The sequence below is a fragment of the Nocardioides alcanivorans genome (assembly GCF_021555175.1).
GTDB lineage: Bacteria > Actinomycetota > Actinomycetes > Propionibacteriales > Nocardioidaceae > Nocardioides > Nocardioides alcanivorans.
In genome coordinates, this window is record NZ_JAKGRW010000053.1 from 65792 (window position 1) to 81433 (window position 15642).

Annotated in this window: 15 protein-coding genes; all 15 read right to left on the minus strand. The window is 68.3% G+C overall.

The features are described 5' to 3' along the window. Nucleotides 1-1566 carry a choice-of-anchor P domain-containing protein gene (locus L1066_RS22415; RefSeq protein ID WP_235738597.1) on the minus strand — a complete coding sequence of 522 codons (1566 nt, stop codon included), beginning with the start codon at nucleotides 1564-1566 and terminating at the stop codon, nucleotides 1-3. Then, nucleotides 1563-2267, minus strand: a complete 705-nt coding sequence (locus tag L1066_RS22420) for an ABC transporter ATP-binding protein (protein WP_235738598.1) — start codon at nucleotides 2265-2267, stop codon at nucleotides 1563-1565. Before L1066_RS22420 ends, L1066_RS22415 begins: the two co-directional genes overlap by 4 nt. Beyond that, nucleotides 2267-3055 (minus strand): ABC transporter ATP-binding protein, encoded by a 789-nt coding sequence (locus tag L1066_RS22425; RefSeq protein WP_235738599.1) that lies wholly within the window; start codon nucleotides 3053-3055, stop codon nucleotides 2267-2269. Before L1066_RS22425 ends, L1066_RS22420 begins: the two co-directional genes overlap by 1 nt. Beyond that, nucleotides 3042-5066 carry a branched-chain amino acid ABC transporter permease gene (locus tag L1066_RS28125; RefSeq protein WP_235738600.1) on the minus strand — a complete coding sequence of 675 codons (2025 nt, stop codon included), beginning with the start codon at nucleotides 5064-5066 and terminating at the stop codon, nucleotides 3042-3044. Before L1066_RS28125 ends, L1066_RS22425 begins: the two co-directional genes overlap by 14 nt. A gap of 3 nt (nucleotides 5067-5069) precedes the next feature. Continuing rightward, nucleotides 5070-6182 (minus strand): ABC transporter substrate-binding protein, encoded by a 1113-nt coding sequence (locus L1066_RS22435; RefSeq protein ID WP_312008591.1) that lies wholly within the window; start codon nucleotides 6180-6182, stop codon nucleotides 5070-5072. Between the two features lie 549 nt (nucleotides 6183-6731). Next, nucleotides 6732-7196 (minus strand): VOC family protein, encoded by a 465-nt coding sequence (locus L1066_RS22440; protein WP_235738602.1) that lies wholly within the window; start codon nucleotides 7194-7196, stop codon nucleotides 6732-6734. Nucleotides 7197-7204: 8 nt separating this feature from the next. Next, the gene (locus L1066_RS22445) at nucleotides 7205-7585 is read right to left on the minus strand and encodes a carboxymuconolactone decarboxylase family protein (protein ID WP_235738603.1); all 381 of its coding nucleotides are present in this window, start codon (nucleotides 7583-7585) and stop codon (nucleotides 7205-7207) included. 12 nt (nucleotides 7586-7597) lie between these two features. After that, nucleotides 7598-8452, minus strand: a complete 855-nt coding sequence (locus L1066_RS22450; protein ID WP_235738604.1) for an NAD(P)-dependent oxidoreductase — start codon at nucleotides 8450-8452, stop codon at nucleotides 7598-7600. After that, nucleotides 8449-9198 carry an SDR family oxidoreductase gene (locus L1066_RS22455; RefSeq protein ID WP_235738605.1) on the minus strand — a complete coding sequence of 250 codons (750 nt, stop codon included), beginning with the start codon at nucleotides 9196-9198 and terminating at the stop codon, nucleotides 8449-8451. The genes L1066_RS22450 and L1066_RS22455 overlap by 4 nt, the downstream gene beginning before the upstream one ends. 70 nt (nucleotides 9199-9268) lie before the next feature. Next, on the minus strand, nucleotides 9269-11407 hold the full coding sequence (locus tag L1066_RS22460; RefSeq protein WP_235738606.1) for an aldehyde dehydrogenase: 2139 nt from the start codon (nucleotides 11405-11407) through the stop codon (nucleotides 9269-9271). An 82-nt stretch (nucleotides 11408-11489) separates the two neighbouring features. Next, nucleotides 11490-11684, minus strand: coding sequence for a ferredoxin (locus L1066_RS22465; protein WP_235738607.1), 195 nt, complete (start codon nucleotides 11682-11684; stop codon nucleotides 11490-11492). Then, nucleotides 11681-13057: a cytochrome P450 gene (locus tag L1066_RS22470; RefSeq protein WP_235738608.1), complete on the minus strand. Its 1377-nt coding sequence runs from the start codon at nucleotides 13055-13057 to the stop codon at nucleotides 11681-11683. Before L1066_RS22470 ends, L1066_RS22465 begins: the two co-directional genes overlap by 4 nt. Next, nucleotides 13054-13833, minus strand: a complete 780-nt coding sequence (locus L1066_RS22475; protein WP_235738609.1) for an SDR family oxidoreductase — start codon at nucleotides 13831-13833, stop codon at nucleotides 13054-13056. Before L1066_RS22475 ends, L1066_RS22470 begins: the two co-directional genes overlap by 4 nt. Then, nucleotides 13830-15041, minus strand: a complete 1212-nt coding sequence (locus L1066_RS22480) for a cytochrome P450 (RefSeq protein ID WP_235738610.1) — start codon at nucleotides 15039-15041, stop codon at nucleotides 13830-13832. The genes L1066_RS22475 and L1066_RS22480 overlap by 4 nt, the downstream gene beginning before the upstream one ends. Further along, a complete protein-coding gene (locus tag L1066_RS22485) occupies nucleotides 15038-15616 on the minus strand; it encodes a TetR/AcrR family transcriptional regulator (RefSeq protein WP_235738611.1) in 579 nt (192 codons plus the stop codon). Before L1066_RS22485 ends, L1066_RS22480 begins: the two co-directional genes overlap by 4 nt. Nucleotides 15617-15642: the final 26 nt, after the last annotated feature.

Below are 15642 nucleotides of genomic sequence, written 5' to 3' on the forward strand. Positions count from 1 at the left end.
TCAGACCTTTCGCAGATCAGGGAGGCCGGTGTCGAGGCCATGGGTGCAGGCACCGCCCGCTCCCAGAGCCAGCAGACCGGCTCGACGGAACCAGCTGCCGGCGCCCACCGCGAGCGCGATCGCACCCAGCGTGAGCACCCCGGGGATGGAGAAGAGCTTCGGCAGGCCGGCGCTGGAGGCCGCCTGGGAGGGCGGCAGGTCCGCGGTCGTCTCCGCGCTCTCCGGTACGTCGGAACTCGGTGCGCCCGGATCGGTGGGAGCCTCCGAGGTGGGGACCGCTGCGTCGTCGGACGGCGCTGGGTCAGAGGTGGGGTTCTCCTCCGTGGGCGGGTCCGCCGGGGCAGGCTCGTCGACCGGCGGCGCCATGGCGGTCACCGTCTCCAACGTCGACCGCGCCTCCCCCAACGTCACCACGATCCTGGGAGCCAGTCCGCCCAGGCCACTGACCACGCTCTTGAGCGGACCTGCCGCGTCGGGCATCATCTCGCCGATCTTGTCGAACGGCAGAGCTGCCAGGACGGGCCGGAGCAGGTCGGTCTTGATCTCGAGCTGCAGACCGCGGCTGAGCACCTCACCCTTGCGCCCTTCGGACTCGCGCACCTGCTCGGGAACGGTGATGGTGATGCCCAGTTGCTCGAGTGCCTTGGCCGGGTTGTTCGAGAGCCCGGGGATGCCCTGCTTCTGACCGACTGCCTCGATGCCCTCGGGCCCGATGCTGAACTCCTGACCGAGGATGCTGAGGCCGCCCCAGTTGTTCTTGCTCGTCGCCTTCACCTCGTCGCCATCGCTGAGGGTGGTCGCCACGGCCTTGACGCCCGTGAGCTTGATCAGACCACCGAGCAGGCTGACGTCGCCGAGGGTCGAACGTGAGGTCACCTTGACCTCACCGTCGACCACGGTGCTCGACGAAGTGGCGACATAGCCGTTGAAGTCGACGATCGCTCCCAACCCGGCCGGCATGCCGGGCACCGACTGGTCGGCCTTGGCAGTGCCCGCCAGCTTGTCGAGCCCCAGGCCCTTGAGCAGCCCGGCCACCGGATTGTCCGCTGCGTCGGCCTCCTCCACCGAGCCGTCGGGGGTGAATCCGGTGGAGCTGCTCGCCTCGTGCGCCGCCGCCTCAGCCCGCATGACCATGCCCGGGAAGGGTTCGTCGGCCACCGCCTCCTCATCCGAGGGGTGCTGGGCGTTGACCTGCACCGGATAGCCGCCCTCGAAGAGCTGGGCCGGCAGACCGAGCTGCTCGGCGAAGGTCTTCAGGCCCTCCCCGACCGGGTCGCCCGGCCAGAACCAGCTGGCCCGGCCCGAGCTGCTGCCACCGTCCGACTTCACCAGGCTGTAGGCCATCATGAACTCGAGCTGCGGCGTCGCCGGAATGGGCAGCGACGGCTCGTAGACCTCCACGTGCACCGGTGTCGACCAGGCCCTCGCGGAGTAGCCGAAGTCGACCGCCGGGGTCTCCTCGACCGCCGGCGTCGTGTCGTCGGCGAGGGCAGGACCCCCCACACCCCACGGCAGGAGTACGCCGACCACTGCGGTCGCCGCGAGGGCTCGCACCGTCGTCCTCATGCCGCCCCCAGGATCACGTCGGCCATGGTCTCCATGATTTCCTCCGGCTCTCCGGTGGCCACGATGCGACCGCCGGTCATCACGGCTGCATAGTCCGAGACGCGCAAGGCGGTCCGGGCGAACTGTTCGATGCACAAGATGGTCACGCCGGACTCGGCGATCTCCCGCACGGTGTCGTAGAGCTCCTCGACGATCAGTGGCGCCAGGCCCATCGACAGCTCGTCGAGGAGCAGCAGCGCCGGATCGGAGGCCAACGCCCGCGACATCGCCAGCATCTGCTGCTCGCCGCCCGACATGGTTCCGGCCAGCTGCTGGCGCCGTTCGAGCAGACGCGGGAAGTAGCGATAGGCAGTCTCCTTGACCGCGTCGGCCGGCACTCCGGCATACGACATGAGCTGCAGGTTCTCCTCGACCGTCAGGTTGGGGAAGACCGAGCGTCCTTCCGGCACGGTGCACAGACCCACCCGGGCCAGTGCGTCGGCGGAGGCATCGCGTACGTGCACGCCCCCGAGGTGGAGGTCACCCGAGGTGGCCTCCTTCTGCCCACTGATCACCTTGACGAAGGTCGACTTGCCGGCACCGTTGGGCCCGAGGAGGGCCATCACGGCGCCTCGCGGGATGGTCAGGTCGACCCCGCGCAGCACCTCGATACGCCCGTAGGCGGCGTGGAGATCGATCGCCTCCAGCATGGGAATGGCCATCAGAGCACCGCCGGGATCGTCGTGGTGGCGTCGATCGGCGCCAAGTCGTGCTGGGTGCCAGGAGTGTCGCTGCTCCCGAGGTAGGCAGCCTGCACCCGCTCATCGGCGCGGACGGCGGCAGGACTGCCCGAGCAGATGATCTCGCCGAAGTCGAGCACGTGGATGTCGTCACAGACCGTCATCACGAGATCCATGTCGTGCTCGACCATGAGGATCGCCTTGCCCTCCGCCGCCAGCGCGATGAGCAACTCACCGAAGGCATCGGTCTCGGTCTCGTCGAGCCCGGACGAGGGTTCGTCGAGCAGCAGCAGCGTCGGATCACCGACGAGACAACGGGCCAGTTCCAGCAGTCGCGCAGTGCCGGTGGGGATCGCGTCGGCCCGCTCGTCGGCGTACTCACCGATGCCGACCCGCTCCAACACCTGGTCGACCTTGGCCCGTGGGTTGCGCATCAACCCACCCAGCCCGCCGGAGATGTCGAGCGCCACCCGCACGTTGTCGCGCACACTCAGTGACCCGAACGCCTCGAGCCGCTGGAACGTGCGGGCCATGCCCCGCTTCGCGCGCCGGTGTACGGCGGTCCGGGTCACGTTGCGTCCGGCGAAGCGGACGCTCCCCGACGTCGGGCGCTGCAGCCCGGTGATGACGTTGAAGCAGGTGGTCTTGCCGGCACCGTTGGGCCCGATCAGTCCGGTGATCCGACGCTCATCGGCCGTGAACCCGGCTTGGTTGACCGCGGTGACACCACCGAAGCGCACCACCACGTCGTTGACCTCAAGAAGGGGCATGGGTCGTCTCCTCCGCCCGTTGGTCTGCGGCTGGTCGTGGCGCCGGCACGGCGTCGTCGGGCAGTTGTCGCACATCGATGAGCTCCAGTCCCACCTCCACGTCGTCGACGTCCGGCTCATCGCGGGTGAGGCTGGGCGCCCAGACCGGGATCCGCTCGCGCACCCACGGCTCGCCCCGGTCGCGAAGGAAGCGACCGAGCTTGAAGAGCTGGTTGGCCAGGCCGTTGGGATCGCGTCCGAGAGCCACCGCCCCGAAACCGAGCACCACGAAGAACAGGCCGGCGAGCTCAGGATTGTTGGCCTGCAGCTCGGGCAGCAGCATGAGCCCGACGCCGCCGAGGCAGGCCCCGGTCACGGAGGTGACGCCGAAGACCACGGCCAGGAGCAACAGCGGCAGGCTGTTGAAGAACTGGAAGTCCGCGGCGCCGATGGTGCCGCGCAGACCGGCGAAGAGTGCGCCGGCCAACCCGGCCAGTCCCGCCGAGAGGCCGAAGAGGCCGACCCGGAACCACCGCTGGTCGAGACCGAGGGTGCCGCAGGCCGACGGGCTGTCGCGCAGGGCCACGAGCAGTCGTCCGACCACGCCGCGACGCAGTGCCAGCACCCCCACCGACATCAGCACCAGGAAGAGCACCATCACCAGCACGTAGCCGCTGGTGGTCTCGATCTTCACCCCGAGCACCGACAGCCGTTCCGCAGGCAAGGTGCCGTTGAAGCCGAAGGCCCACTCCTCCTGGAAGATCATCTTGTCCATGAGCACACCGAAGGCGAGCGTCGCGAGCGCCAGGTAGAGCCCCGTCAGCCGCAGCACCGGGAGCGCCACGAGCGCACCGACCCCGGCCGCGATCAGCGTGGTCAGCAGGAGCCCGTAGAGGTTGGGTTCGTCGAGCTTGGAGTAGGTCAGTGCACCGACTCCGGCGAAGGTCAACTGGGCCAACGAGACGTGGCCGCCGTAGCCGGTGAGCAGCACCAGCGAGAGCATCACCATGGCGAACGTGGCAGCCGTGCCGACCAGCAACAGGTTGGCCTCCGACATCCCCGTGGTGAAGAGCATGACGAGCACGAGGAGTACGACGCCACTCACCACCGAGCGGAGCAGCCCCGGCACCGGCGCTGAGACGATGCCCTTGACCTGACCGATGCGCAGCTGCGCCTGGGGAAGCAGCACCAGCAGCAGGAAGAGGAAGAGTGCCGGAATCACCGGACGGATGCCGGCGATGAAGCCCTCGGTAGGCAAGTAGCCGACCGCCAGGGACTCCAGGATGCCCAGTGCCATGGCGCCGGCGAAGGTCAGCGGCAGGCTCTTGAGCCGGCCCAGCATCGCGGCCGCGTAGGCATTGATCACCAGCAGCGTGAGGGCGTAGTAGTCGAGACCGACGACGGGTGCCAGCAGGATCCCGCCGAGAGCGGCCAGCGACATGCCGATCGCCCAGGCCAACTGCGCCACCCGGTCGGGGCGGCCGCCGAAGAGTTGCAGGAGCTCGGGGTTGTCGACCGACGCACGCATCGCCGTACCCACCCTCGTGCGGTTGAGCAGCACGTAGAGCAGGACGGCGACAAGGATCGAGCAGATGATGGTGATGAGCTGGTGGGCGGTGACGTAGGTGGAACCGATCTCGTAGCCCTTCTCGGGCTTGAAGGGCATCAGCAGCCGTGTCTCCGGTGGCCACAGGTACTGCGCGACGCCGATCAGACCGACGAGCAGCCCGACGGTGACCACCAGCGAGACGCTGACCGGGGCATCCCCCAGGCCGCGGGTCACGAAGCGCTGGACGAACCACCCGATGAGCGGCGCCACGACCCCGAGCACCAGCACCAGCGAGAGCCAGGTCGGCAGCCCCTGCCTGACCGAGAAGTCCCAGAAGGTGAACGCGAGCACCATGCCGAAGGCACCGTGGGCGATGTTGAAGACCCGGGTCGTGGCATAGGTGAGCACCAACCCACTCGCGGCGATGGCGTAGGCCGCCCCGGTGAAGATGCCGAGGATGACGAACGCGATGAACCCGCTCACGGATCAGCCGCCGATGCCGGTGGAGATCATCCGGCCACACAGGTAGTTGCCGGGGCTGACCTGCCGCCACTTGCCACCCTTCAGCTGGATGACCTTCGTGCACTCGGCGCCGAGGCCTGGCCCGACGTGCTGCTTGGCGTGCAGGCCGTTGCCGGTCCAGTCCTTGACCCCCTTGACCGTGGAGATCAGCGTCTTGCGATCGAGCTTGCCACCGAGGGCGAGCGAGGCCTCCACGAAGAGACGCGTGGCCGACCACGCGTAGAGGCCATACATGTTGGGTGAGGCGCCCGGCTTCACCTGCTGCAGCCAGGAGAGATAGAGCTGCATCTCCTTGTTGCCGGAGTTCTCGAAGAGATCGTTCGACATGAAGACGAAGCTTCCGTCGCCGTCGCCACCTGCCTGGTCGACGTACCTCTTGTCATAGATCGTGGCGTCCTGGAGGTAGATGTCGGGGTTGAACTGCTGCTGCTTCATAGCCTGCTGCAGCTTGACGGTGTTCTGGTAAGGCCCTTGGTACATCACGAACTTGATGCCCTTGCTCTTCATCTGCTGCACGTAGGGCGCGAAGTTGAACTCGGCGACGTCGATGCCCTGCTTGTAGTCGACCTTGAAGCCGGCCCGCTCCCAGCCGGCCGCGATCGACTGCGCGTTGACCGGGGCAGCGCCGGCGTTGATCCAGAGCACCGCGGTGTGCTGGGTGGCGTCCTTGTACTTCGACAGGAACCACTTGGCGTAGGAGTCAGGGATCTTGCTGGTGTTCACCGGTTGGGTGGCGAAGCAGGTGGCGCATTTCTGGCGCTCGGGATTGACGCTGGTGGAACGGATGTCGGGCAACCCGCAGCTCTGGGCCGCATTGGCGCCGCCGGAGTCGAAGGCCGACATGGAGCCGACGGCGGCAAAGGCCTTGTCACACGCCTCCAGGTAGGCCTTCTGGTCAGCACCGGCGTCGGCGCGCGAGTCGAGCGCCAGCATGTCGAGCTTTCGACCGCAGATGTCACTCTGCGAATTGAAGTAGGAGAGGTAGGCGCGCGCGCCCAGCTGGGCCGACTCGAAGATGCCCGGCACGGGACCCGACAGGTCGGACACGTTGGCCAGGGTGATCTTGGAGTCGGTGATTCCGGTCTGGTTCTTGAACCCGTTGCAGCTGCCGACCGGCCCGTCGCCGGTGGAGGAGTTCTCCCCTTGTCGGGCGAGTTGGAGGTGTTGGTGGTGCCGGGCGCGTCGTTGCTGCTCCCGGTGTCCCCCGAGTCGCCGGTGTCCCCCGAGTCACCGGTGTCGCCGGTGTCACCCGGGTCCCCCGAGTCGGCGGCGTCGCCCGAGTCCCCGGTGTCTGCGGTGTCGCCGTAGTCGTCGCTGCCCGGATCACCCGAGTTGCCAGAGTTGCGGTCGGTCGTGCCGTTGACCTTGGCCACCGTGTCCGGGTCGAGTTGGGAGCCGCAGGCGGCCACGGTGAGGGCCAGAGTCGCAGCCAGCACCACCGCGCCGAGACGGGCACGGCTGGTACGTCGCACGGGGTGTGACGACATGGGGCATGTCCTCGCAGGTCGGAGTCAGGACATGAGTATCAACGAGGGGTCTATGGATAAGTTACTGAAAAATGTGACGGGGGCCACGCCGATCCGAAGAGTCGGCGCAGCCCCCGTCACGGGAGTCGACGATGGGCTCTCAGCGCCGCGCCGCCTCCATGAACTCACGCACCCGAGGAGTGAGTTCCATCAGCTCGAGCAGGAGGCCGCTGTCCGTCTGGAAGTAGGCGTAGCGGGGACTGGTCTCGGTGACGAGTTGGACAAGCTCCGCCCGGTCCCCGACAGCAGCCATGCCTTCGTCGAGATCGTCGTACCAGTGGGCGACGTGGTGCACTCCGAAACGCTTCGCATCGCGGAATTCGTGCCACACGCTCGCGCCGGGACCGACCGCCTCGATGAGCTCGATCTGCAGGTCGCCGGAGTAGCCGATCGCGACCTTGATGGACCCGCTCGACGGACCACCCCGATAGCGGCCGCCCGGCTCCACCTCGGACCTCATCCACTTCCTCACGCCGGTGAGCTCGTGGTCGGCACAGGCCGCCTCGATGTCCTCGACGAGATAGCCGACCTGGCGCACCGCCTGTGCATTCGTCTTGTCGGTCATGACTGCTCCTAGTGCCGTTGCGCCTTGGAGATCGTCTCCTCGACGAGCGAGTTCAAGCGGGCGCCCACCGGCCAGCCCGCGTAGTGGCACAAGAAGATCACGATCTCCCGCAAGGCATCGGCATCGATTTCACCCGCGGCGTACGCGGCCGGCACCTGGATGGTCAGCACGTCGTGCGCGCCCTGCCCCGCCAGCAGACCGATCAGCAGCAGCCGACGATCACGGTCGCTGAGTCCCGGACGCCTCCAGATGTCGGCGAAGAGATGGTCGGCGGTGTAGCCGAAGAAGTCGCCCTCACCGTCGGACATGGTGAAGCCATAGACCTGTTCCATCTTCTCCAGGCCGACTCGGCGGGTCTCGGGCAGGTCGGCGAAGCGCTCGTCAGTCATCCTTCTTCTCCTTCAGGTCGGGAGGCCAAGGCCCGGGCCCAGGCGATCGAGGGCGAGCCGAGCCAGAGGAGTCTCGACCCCCAGCTGGTCGGCCAGCTCCAGTGCGAAGCCGAGGTCCTTCTCCCCCAGCACTCGCACGTGGTCGAAGACATCCATCCAGAAGTCACCTTCCGGAATCGGTGCCGCGGTGTCGCGGTGCATGATCGCGCCGGGACCGCCGGTGATGGCGTCCGTGTGGCGTACGACGTCCCCCAGCGCGACCAGGTCGAGCCCGGCGGCCTCGGCCAACCGCTGGGCCTCCGTGGCGGCGGTGAAGGCGGCGAAGTGCATCAGGTTGCGGCACAGCTTGAACGCGGTGCCGGTGCCGATCGCCCCGGCGTGAACCAGCTTGGCCCCCATCGCGGCGAGTGCGGGCTCGGCGATCGCGTAGGCCTCGTCCGAGCCGCCGACCATGATCGCCAGGCTGCCGTCTGCCGCTCCCATCGCACCGCCGGAGACCGGGGCGTCGAGGACCGCCACACCGTGCGGGGCGGCCAACTCGACGAGTTCGGCGGGGGTCGGCGGGGCGACGGTGGAGTGCACGACGACCACCCGTACGGCGCCATCCGCAGCAAGCACCTCCGCCAGCACCGAACGCACCTGGTCGTCGTCGCGCACCATCACCGCGACCACGTCGACGCCGGCGGCCAACGCGGCCACCGAGTCCGTGGCGCGGGCACCGGCCGCGACAAGCTCGGCAACCGGCTCCGGCGTGACGTCGAAGACGGAGAGCTCGATCCCGTCGGCAGCTGCCAGCCGCAACGCCATCGGCTTGCCGATGTTGCCCAGGCCGACGAAGCCGACCCGGAGCACCGCGGATCCCGTCACGAGCGGAACACCTGACCGCCGTCGACCGCGAGGATCTGGCCGGTGACCCAGCTGGCGTCGTCCGAGAGCAGGTAGAGGCAGGCACCCACCATGTCCTCGGGCTGCCCCATCCGCTTGATCGCGAGGCTGCTGCGCACGATGTCCTTGGCGGCGTCACCCGCCTGCACGCGGGTTGCGGCGGTGTCGGTGGGCCCGGGCGCGATCGCATTGACCCGGATCTTCATGCCACCCAGCTCATGCGCCAGCTGTTGGGTGAGGCCGTTGATGCCGACCTTGGCCAGACCGTAGAAGCCGGAATAGAGCCACGCCGCCGTCGACGACTGGTTGACGATCGCGCCACCACCGCGGGCCTGCATGTGACCGAAGACCGCACGGGTCACCACCAGGGCACCGTCCATGTTGACGCTCATGAACTTGCGGTAGTAGTCCCAGTCGACGGTGACCAGGAGGTCGAACTGCATGTCGCCGTAGATCGCGGCGTTGTTGACCAGCAGGTCGATGCCGCCGAACGTCGCCACCGCGGACTCGGCCATCGCTGCGGCTGATTCGGGGTCGCTCACGTCGGTGCGCGCGAAGATCGCCCGGCCACCGTCGGCCTCGATCGCCTTGACGACCTGGCGGCCACTCTCCTCGTTGAGGTCGGCGACCACTACGGCCGCACCCTCTGCGGCCAGTGCCTTGGCATAGACCTCGCCGATGCCCTGCGCCGCCCCGGTCACGATGGCGACCTTGCCTTCGAACCTCATCCGTTGTCCTTCCTCGGTTTCACTGTCGTCCCACCTGGCCCCGACCCGCCGACCGCGCGCGAGCGCGGTCTCAGGCCGGCTCCGCCACCGTCTTGGTCTCGAGGTACTCCTCGAACCCGGCCACGCCCATCTCCCGGCCGATGCCGGAATGCTTGTAGCCACCGAAGGGAGCATCGGGGCTGAACCAGACCCCACCGTTGATCGCCATCGTGCCGGTGCGGATCCGTGCCGCGACGGCCTTCGCCCGCTCCACCGACCCGGAGTCGACCGATCCGGACAAGCCATAGGCCGAGTCGTTGGCGATCCGCACCGCATCGTCGTCACCGTCGTGCGGGATCACCACGAGCACCGGGCCGAAGATCTCCTCCTGCGCCAGTCGCGAGGAGTTGTCGAGCCCGGCCACCACGGTCGGCTGCACCCAGAATCCGTCCTGCTCGATGACCGCGCCACCGGTGGCGAAGCGGCCACCCTCAGCCAACGCCAGGTCGAGGTACGCGGCCACCCGGTCGCGCTGGACCTGCGAGATCACCGGACCGCAGATGGCGCCGGGGTCGGCCGGATCCTTGGCGCCGATCGACTCCATCACCGAGGCGGCCGTGGCAACGGCCTCGTCGTACTTCTCGCGTGGCACCACCAATCGCGTGGTGAGGGCGCAGCCCTGTCCGGCGTGGATGCAGGCGGCGAACGCCGTTGCGCCCGCGGCGGCAGAGACATCGGCGTCATCGAGCACGATCGCGGCCGACTTGCCCCCGAGCTCGAGGAACACCTTCTTGAGCGTCATGGCGGCGGCGGCCATGATCGCCTTGCCGGTGGCGGTGGAGCCGGTGAAGGAGACCATGTCGATGCGCGGGTCGGTGGCGAGCACCGAGGCCACCTCGTTACTGCGCGGCGTCACGACGTTGAGGACCCCGGCGGGGATGTCCGTGTGCTCGGCCACCAGGCGGCCGAGCTCGGCCGCCACCCACGGAGTGTCCGGGGCCGGTTTGAGCACCACCGTGCAGCCGGCCGCCAGGGCGGGACCGATCTTCGCGAGGTTGATCTGCGTGGGAACGTTCCACGGCGTGATCGCAGCGACCACCCCCACCGGCTCCCGGTGCACCGTGCGCCGGGTCGCGATGCCCATCGGCTTCGCCTCGCCGAGGTCCGTGCTGAACTCGTAGGACTCGAGCAGGTCGGTGACCCAGCGAAGACCGTCGACCGGCACGTCGAATCCGGCGGCGCCCATCATGAAGGTCGGCATCCCGACCTCGACGGTGGTGAGCGCCTTGAACGCCTCGGCATCCTCGACCAGCGCCTGGTGCAGCTGTCGCAGGCACCGCAGCCGCAGTTCCTTGTCGGTGGCCCAGTCGCTCTCGTCGAACGCGCGGCGAGCGGCAGCGATCGCGGTCTCGAGGTCGTCGGCGGTGGCGTCGGGAGCGACTCCGATCTGCTGCCCGGTCGCCGGGTTCCAGATCGGGTACGTCGCCCCGTCGCTCGCCGCCGTCAGCTTGCCGTCGAGCAGGAGTTGGGCGGGAGGGGAAGGGCGCTCATCGGGGGTCTCGACAGGCTCGACCACCGGGGAGGGCTCGACCACCGGGGAGGGCTCGACCACCGGGGCGCCCGACTGCGTGATGAAGTCCCCGCGTTCGACAGGTTCCGGCCAGACGGGAGCCGGCAGGTCGGCGTACTTGTAGTGGCCGGGCTGCGAGGGGCCGTGCACCGACATCCGGTCGAGCAGACCCTGGGGCGCCTTGCCGGAGGAGGCGAGCGCGAGGAAGGTGTGCGCCGTCGAACCGAGGTCGAACCAGTCACGCTGCCAGGTGAACTTCACCTGGCCGGCGTCCGGGCCATGGTCGATGCGCCCCACGCCGAACCAGCTGCCCCCGATGCCGAGGATCTCGAACTCCTTGCCGGTGGCGTCGTCGGTGATCCCCGACCGCTGCTTCCAGAACCCGACGACCATCGCGTTGACGTCGTCGATCATCGTGGCCTGGTAGTCGTAGTGCCACCCCTCGAGGCCGGCCATCTCCTGACCGATCGCGAGGTCTCGGATCTGCTCGCGCCCGATTGCCATGAAGTGCTCATCGGGGGTGTACATCCACCCGTAGGTGGCGTCCTCCGCGTAGTGGTCGGCCATGATCTTCCAGTCGCCGATCCGCTCGGCCTCCCGGTTGACCGCCAACCAGGATTCCCAGAACTCCTCGATCTCTGCCCTGCTGAGGTTGCCCATGTTCGTCTCCAAGTTCTCGCGAAGTAGCAGTTGTGGTGCGTCGAAGTAGCAGTTGTGGTGCGTCGAGATGCCAGAAGTTGCGTCAGTCCCGCAGCGTGAGCGCCATCGCCGGGCAGTACTTGACCGCCGCAGCGACCGCGTCACGCAGTGAGTCGTCGGGATGGGCGTCGAGGAGCACGACGACGTCCTCGTCCGCGTCGAAGCCGAAGACAGTCGCCGCCTCGCCCTGGCACATCTGGTGGCCCTGGCAGAGGTCGACGTCGGCCTCGACCTTCATCGGACCCGCCGGCGGTAGCGGACCGTGCACGGCTTCTCCAGCTGGATCACCATCTTCGAGGTGTCGTCGCGGTAGGACTCGGACGGCTGGGCCATCTCGAAGGTGTAGTCACGCAGCACGACGGAGAAGATCGCCTTGAGCTGCATCATCGCGAAGGCGTTGCCCACGCAACGATGCTTGCCGGCACCGAACGGGATCCACGTCCACCGGTTCTGCAGGTCCTCCTGATGCGGGTCGATGTAGCGCCCGGGGTCGAAACGTTCCGGATCCGGGAAGTCCTCGGCGATCCGGTTCGAGACCCGTGGCGTTGCACCGACCATGGTCCCCGCCGGCACCGTGAACCCTCCGAACTCGATGTCCTCCTTGGCCACCCGCAACAACAACACCAGCGGTGGGTGCAGTCGCAGCGTCTCCTTGAGCGTCGCCTCGAGTTGTGGGATCGAGCGCAGCGCCTGGAAGGAGACCTCGGACCCGTCGGCATAGAGCTCGTCGAGCTCGTCGACCACGGCCGACATCACCGACGGGTTGCGGAGCAGCTCGATCAACGTCCACGCCGCGGTGCCCGAGGAGGTGTGGTGGCCGGCGAACATCATCGAGATGAAGATGCCCGTGATGACGTCGGCCGTGTAGTAGTCGGACCCGTCGGGATTCTTCAGCGAGATCAGTACGTCGAGCAGGTCGCGGTCCTCGCGCGCCACCGTGCCCCGCGCCAACCGCTTGTCGATGATCGCCTGCACCAATGCGACCAGCCGCTCGCGAGCCGCGTCGCGGATCCGGAAGGACTCGATGTCGGCGTAGGGATCGACGTACGCCAACGCGTCGGTGCCCCGCTCGAGGTCGTGGTAGTGCTCGGCGAAGGAGGCATCGAGCTCCTCGCGGAAGGGCTTGCCGATCAGGCACGCCGAAGTGGTGTAGATCGTCAGCTCGGCGAAGAAGTCGAGCAGGTCGATCTCACCCTCGTCGCCCCACCCCGCGACCATCCGATTGATCTCGGCCTCGATGGTGCTGGCATGGCCGCGCATCATGTCGCCGCGCAGCGCCTGGTTCTTGAGCATCTCCTGGCGCTGCTCGGGAGTGGCGTCGAAGACCACCCCCTTGCCGAAGATCGGTGTCATGAAGGGGTAGGCCTCACCCTGGTCGAGCAGCGAGTCCGGCGCCCGGAAGAAGGCCTCGTTCGCCTCGGCTCCGCTCACCAGCACGACGTCCTTGTCGGCGAGCCGGAAGCGGCCGACATCGCCACATTCGTCGCGGACCCGGTGGAGCAGCCCGATGGGGTCGTGGCGCAGGTCTTCGAGATGGCCGTGCTCGTGGCCGGGGAACTCCGAGGAAACCTCGGGGATCGCGGTCAGGTCGGGAGTGGCGGACAGGGTCATGACTCCTCCAGGGAGATCTCGGGCTGCACCTCGACCAGCGGCAACATCGAGCCGCGGGGCATGCGCACCATGGTGGCGATGACGTCGGCGACGACGTCGGGCTTCATGAAGTGACCGCTGCGGGTGAAGCCGAGCTTGCTCCAGCCCTCCAGCACCATCGTGGTGTCGTCCGCGTTCCAGTCCATGCCCATGCCGGTCATGGTCGGGCCCGGCCGCACCACCCCGACGCGTACGCCGGTCCCCTCCGTCTCCAGGCGCAGCGATCGGGCGAAGCCCTCGATCCCCCACTTCGTCGTGGCGTAGGAGGACATCAACGGGCGCACCTGGTCGGCGCAGTCCGAGGAGACGAGGACGACGTCACCGCGCCGCCGCTCGACCATGCCGGGCACGAGTGCCCGCACCAAGCGGTGCACGCCGACCACGTTGACGTCGACCTCGCGGGCGAACTGCTCGGAGTCGGTCTCGACCAGCTTCCCCGGCTGGAGTACGGCGGCACTGCAGACGAGCGCTTCGACGTCACCCAGGTCGGCACTCACCGCAGCAGTGAACTCGGCCACGGAGTCGGTGGACGCGGTGTCGAGCGGGTACGCGACCGCCGTACCACCGTTGGCATTGACCTTCGCGGCCAGCTCCGCGCAGGCCTCGATGCGCCGGGCTCCGAGGGCAACCGGGTGGCCGAGTGCCGCCAGGGCGAGCGCCGTGGCGGCGCCGATGCCGGAGGAGGCCCCGGCCACCACGACGGGGCGGCGATCGGGATGGGCTGGGAAGTGGCTCATGCGAGGGCCTTCTGTCGGAGCTCGACGCGCATCGGAACGGAAGCGAAGCCGCGCACGTTGGTGGAGTGGACCCGCACGCACTGCTCGTGTTCGACCTCGAGGTGGCGCACCCTGCGGACGAGCTCGCGGAGCACGATGCGAGCCTCGAGCCGCGCCAGGTTGGCCCCCAGGCAGTAGTGGCGACCGCCACCGAAGCTGACCAGTTGGGTGAGCTCGTCCTTGTCGCGGTGGATGTCGTAGACCGCCGGCTCGGTGAAGACGCGCTCGTCGCGGTTGGCGGAGCCGAGCACGATCATCACCTTGCTGCCGGCCGGGGCGACGACGTCCCCGAGGCGGTAGTCCTGCAGCAGGTGGCGAGCCACCATCTGGCTGGAGGTGTCGTGACGGAGCGTCTCCTCGATCCAGACGTTGACGAGGTCGGCGCCGGGTTCGAAGACCTGCGCGAACTGGTCGGGGCGCTGGGTGAGGTGGAAGACGGCGTTGCCGAGCAACTTCGTGGTGGTCTCGTTGCCGGCCACCACCATGAGGAAGAGGAAGGCGATGATCTCGTCGTCGTCGAGCTTGTCGCCGTCGATCTCCGCCTGGCAGAGCGCTGAGGTGAGGTCATCGGTCGGCCTCACCCGGCGCTCGGTGACCATCTCGGCGTAGTAGGCGACCAGGTGCAGGGATGCCTCCATGCCTGCGACCGGCACGTCGAGCACACCCTCCTCGCGGTGGACGACGAGGTCGGCCAGCCGCCGGATCTCGTCACGGTCGGCCTCCGGGACGCCCATCATCTCGGAGATGACGTCCATCGGCAGGCGCCCGGCGACGTCGGTGATCCAGTCGAGCTCGCCGTCGAGCGATCGGTCGAGGTAGTGGTGGGTGAGCTGCTCGATGCGCGGGGTCAACTCCTGCACCCGGCGCGGGGTGAAGCCGCGCGAGACCAGCTTGCGCAGTCGAGTCTGGCGCGGGGCGTCCATCGCCAGGAACGACATCACCTTGTAGGCGTCCGGCCGCCACGCGCTGACGTCGAGGGAGACCCCCATCGCGTTGGAGAAGCGGGTGTCGTCACGCAGCGCAGCGCTCACGTCGGCGTGCCGGGTGATCGCCCACAGGTCGTGGGCGGGGTTGTGGTGGAGTGGCTCGTGCTCGCGCAGCCGTGCGTAGACGGGGTAGGGGTCCGCTTGGAACGCGTAGTCGTAGGGGTCGAGCACCAGATCGGTCATGAGGCTTCCTTGAGGATCACTGCGGTCACCGCATCGAGCCGGTCCCGGAACTCGGGGTAGGTCATGAGGCCCATGCCGACCTGGAGCAACGCTCCCGAGAAGGCCAGCAGCAGGGCGTCCAGAACGTCGGGCTCGTTGGCGTCGCCGAGCGCCGCGGCGAACCGGCGGGCGAACTCGGCACCGATCCTCAGGCGCAGCCGCTCCACCTCGGGGTCGTCACCGAGCAGCGCCGGCGTCACCGCGGCAGTGATCTGCGGGGCGTCGTGCAGCAGCGCCGCGAAGTGGTGCACGACCGCGCGGACCCGCTCGTACGCCGTACCCTGCGTCGGCTCGGGGGCCGGGTTGTCGGTGAGCAACCGCGCGAAGAGCTCCGCGAAGAGGTGGTTGCGCGAGGCAAGGTAGGTGTAGGCGGTGGCCGGTGACACCCCGGCTCGCTGGGCAACGGTGCGCACCGTGAGTGCCTCCCGCCCGACGGCACGGAGCTCGGCCTCACCGGCGGCGAGGAGCCGCTCGTAGGTCTCGGCCTGACGAAGGTTCAACCCTTGCCGCGGCCCACCGGACACTTGACTGGACATGTGTCCAGTCTGACCATGACCCAGGT

What these genes read in the sequence shown, in the direction of transcription:
- L1066_RS22415 (WP_235738597.1), bottom strand. Translation starts at nt 1,566, where the DNA reads ATGAGGACGACGGTGCGAGCCCTCGCGGCGACCGCAGTGGTCGGCGTA.
- L1066_RS22420 (WP_235738598.1), bottom strand. Translation starts at nt 2,267, where the DNA reads ATGGCCATTCCCATGCTGGAGGCGATCGATCTCCACGCCGCCTACGGG.
- L1066_RS22425 (WP_235738599.1), bottom strand. Translation starts at nt 3,055, where the DNA reads ATGCCCCTTCTTGAGGTCAACGACGTGGTGGTGCGCTTCGGTGGTGTC.
- L1066_RS22440 (WP_235738602.1), bottom strand. Translation starts at nt 7,196, where the DNA reads ATGACCGACAAGACGAATGCACAGGCGGTGCGCCAGGTCGGCTATCTC.
- L1066_RS22445 (WP_235738603.1), bottom strand. Translation starts at nt 7,585, where the DNA reads ATGACTGACGAGCGCTTCGCCGACCTGCCCGAGACCCGCCGAGTCGGC.
- L1066_RS22455 (WP_235738605.1), bottom strand. Translation starts at nt 9,198, where the DNA reads ATGAGGTTCGAAGGCAAGGTCGCCATCGTGACCGGGGCGGCGCAGGGC.
- L1066_RS22460 (WP_235738606.1), bottom strand. Translation starts at nt 11,407, where the DNA reads ATGGGCAACCTCAGCAGGGCAGAGATCGAGGAGTTCTGGGAATCCTGG.
- L1066_RS22465 (WP_235738607.1), bottom strand. Translation starts at nt 11,684, where the DNA reads ATGAAGGTCGAGGCCGACGTCGACCTCTGCCAGGGCCACCAGATGTGC.
- L1066_RS22470 (WP_235738608.1), bottom strand. Translation starts at nt 13,057, where the DNA reads ATGACCCTGTCCGCCACTCCCGACCTGACCGCGATCCCCGAGGTTTCC.
- L1066_RS22475 (WP_235738609.1), bottom strand. Translation starts at nt 13,833, where the DNA reads ATGAGCCACTTCCCAGCCCATCCCGATCGCCGCCCCGTCGTGGTGGCC.
- L1066_RS22480 (WP_235738610.1), bottom strand. Translation starts at nt 15,041, where the DNA reads ATGACCGATCTGGTGCTCGACCCCTACGACTACGCGTTCCAAGCGGAC.
- L1066_RS22485 (WP_235738611.1), bottom strand. Translation starts at nt 15,616, where the DNA reads ATGTCCAGTCAAGTGTCCGGTGGGCCGCGGCAAGGGTTGAACCTTCGT.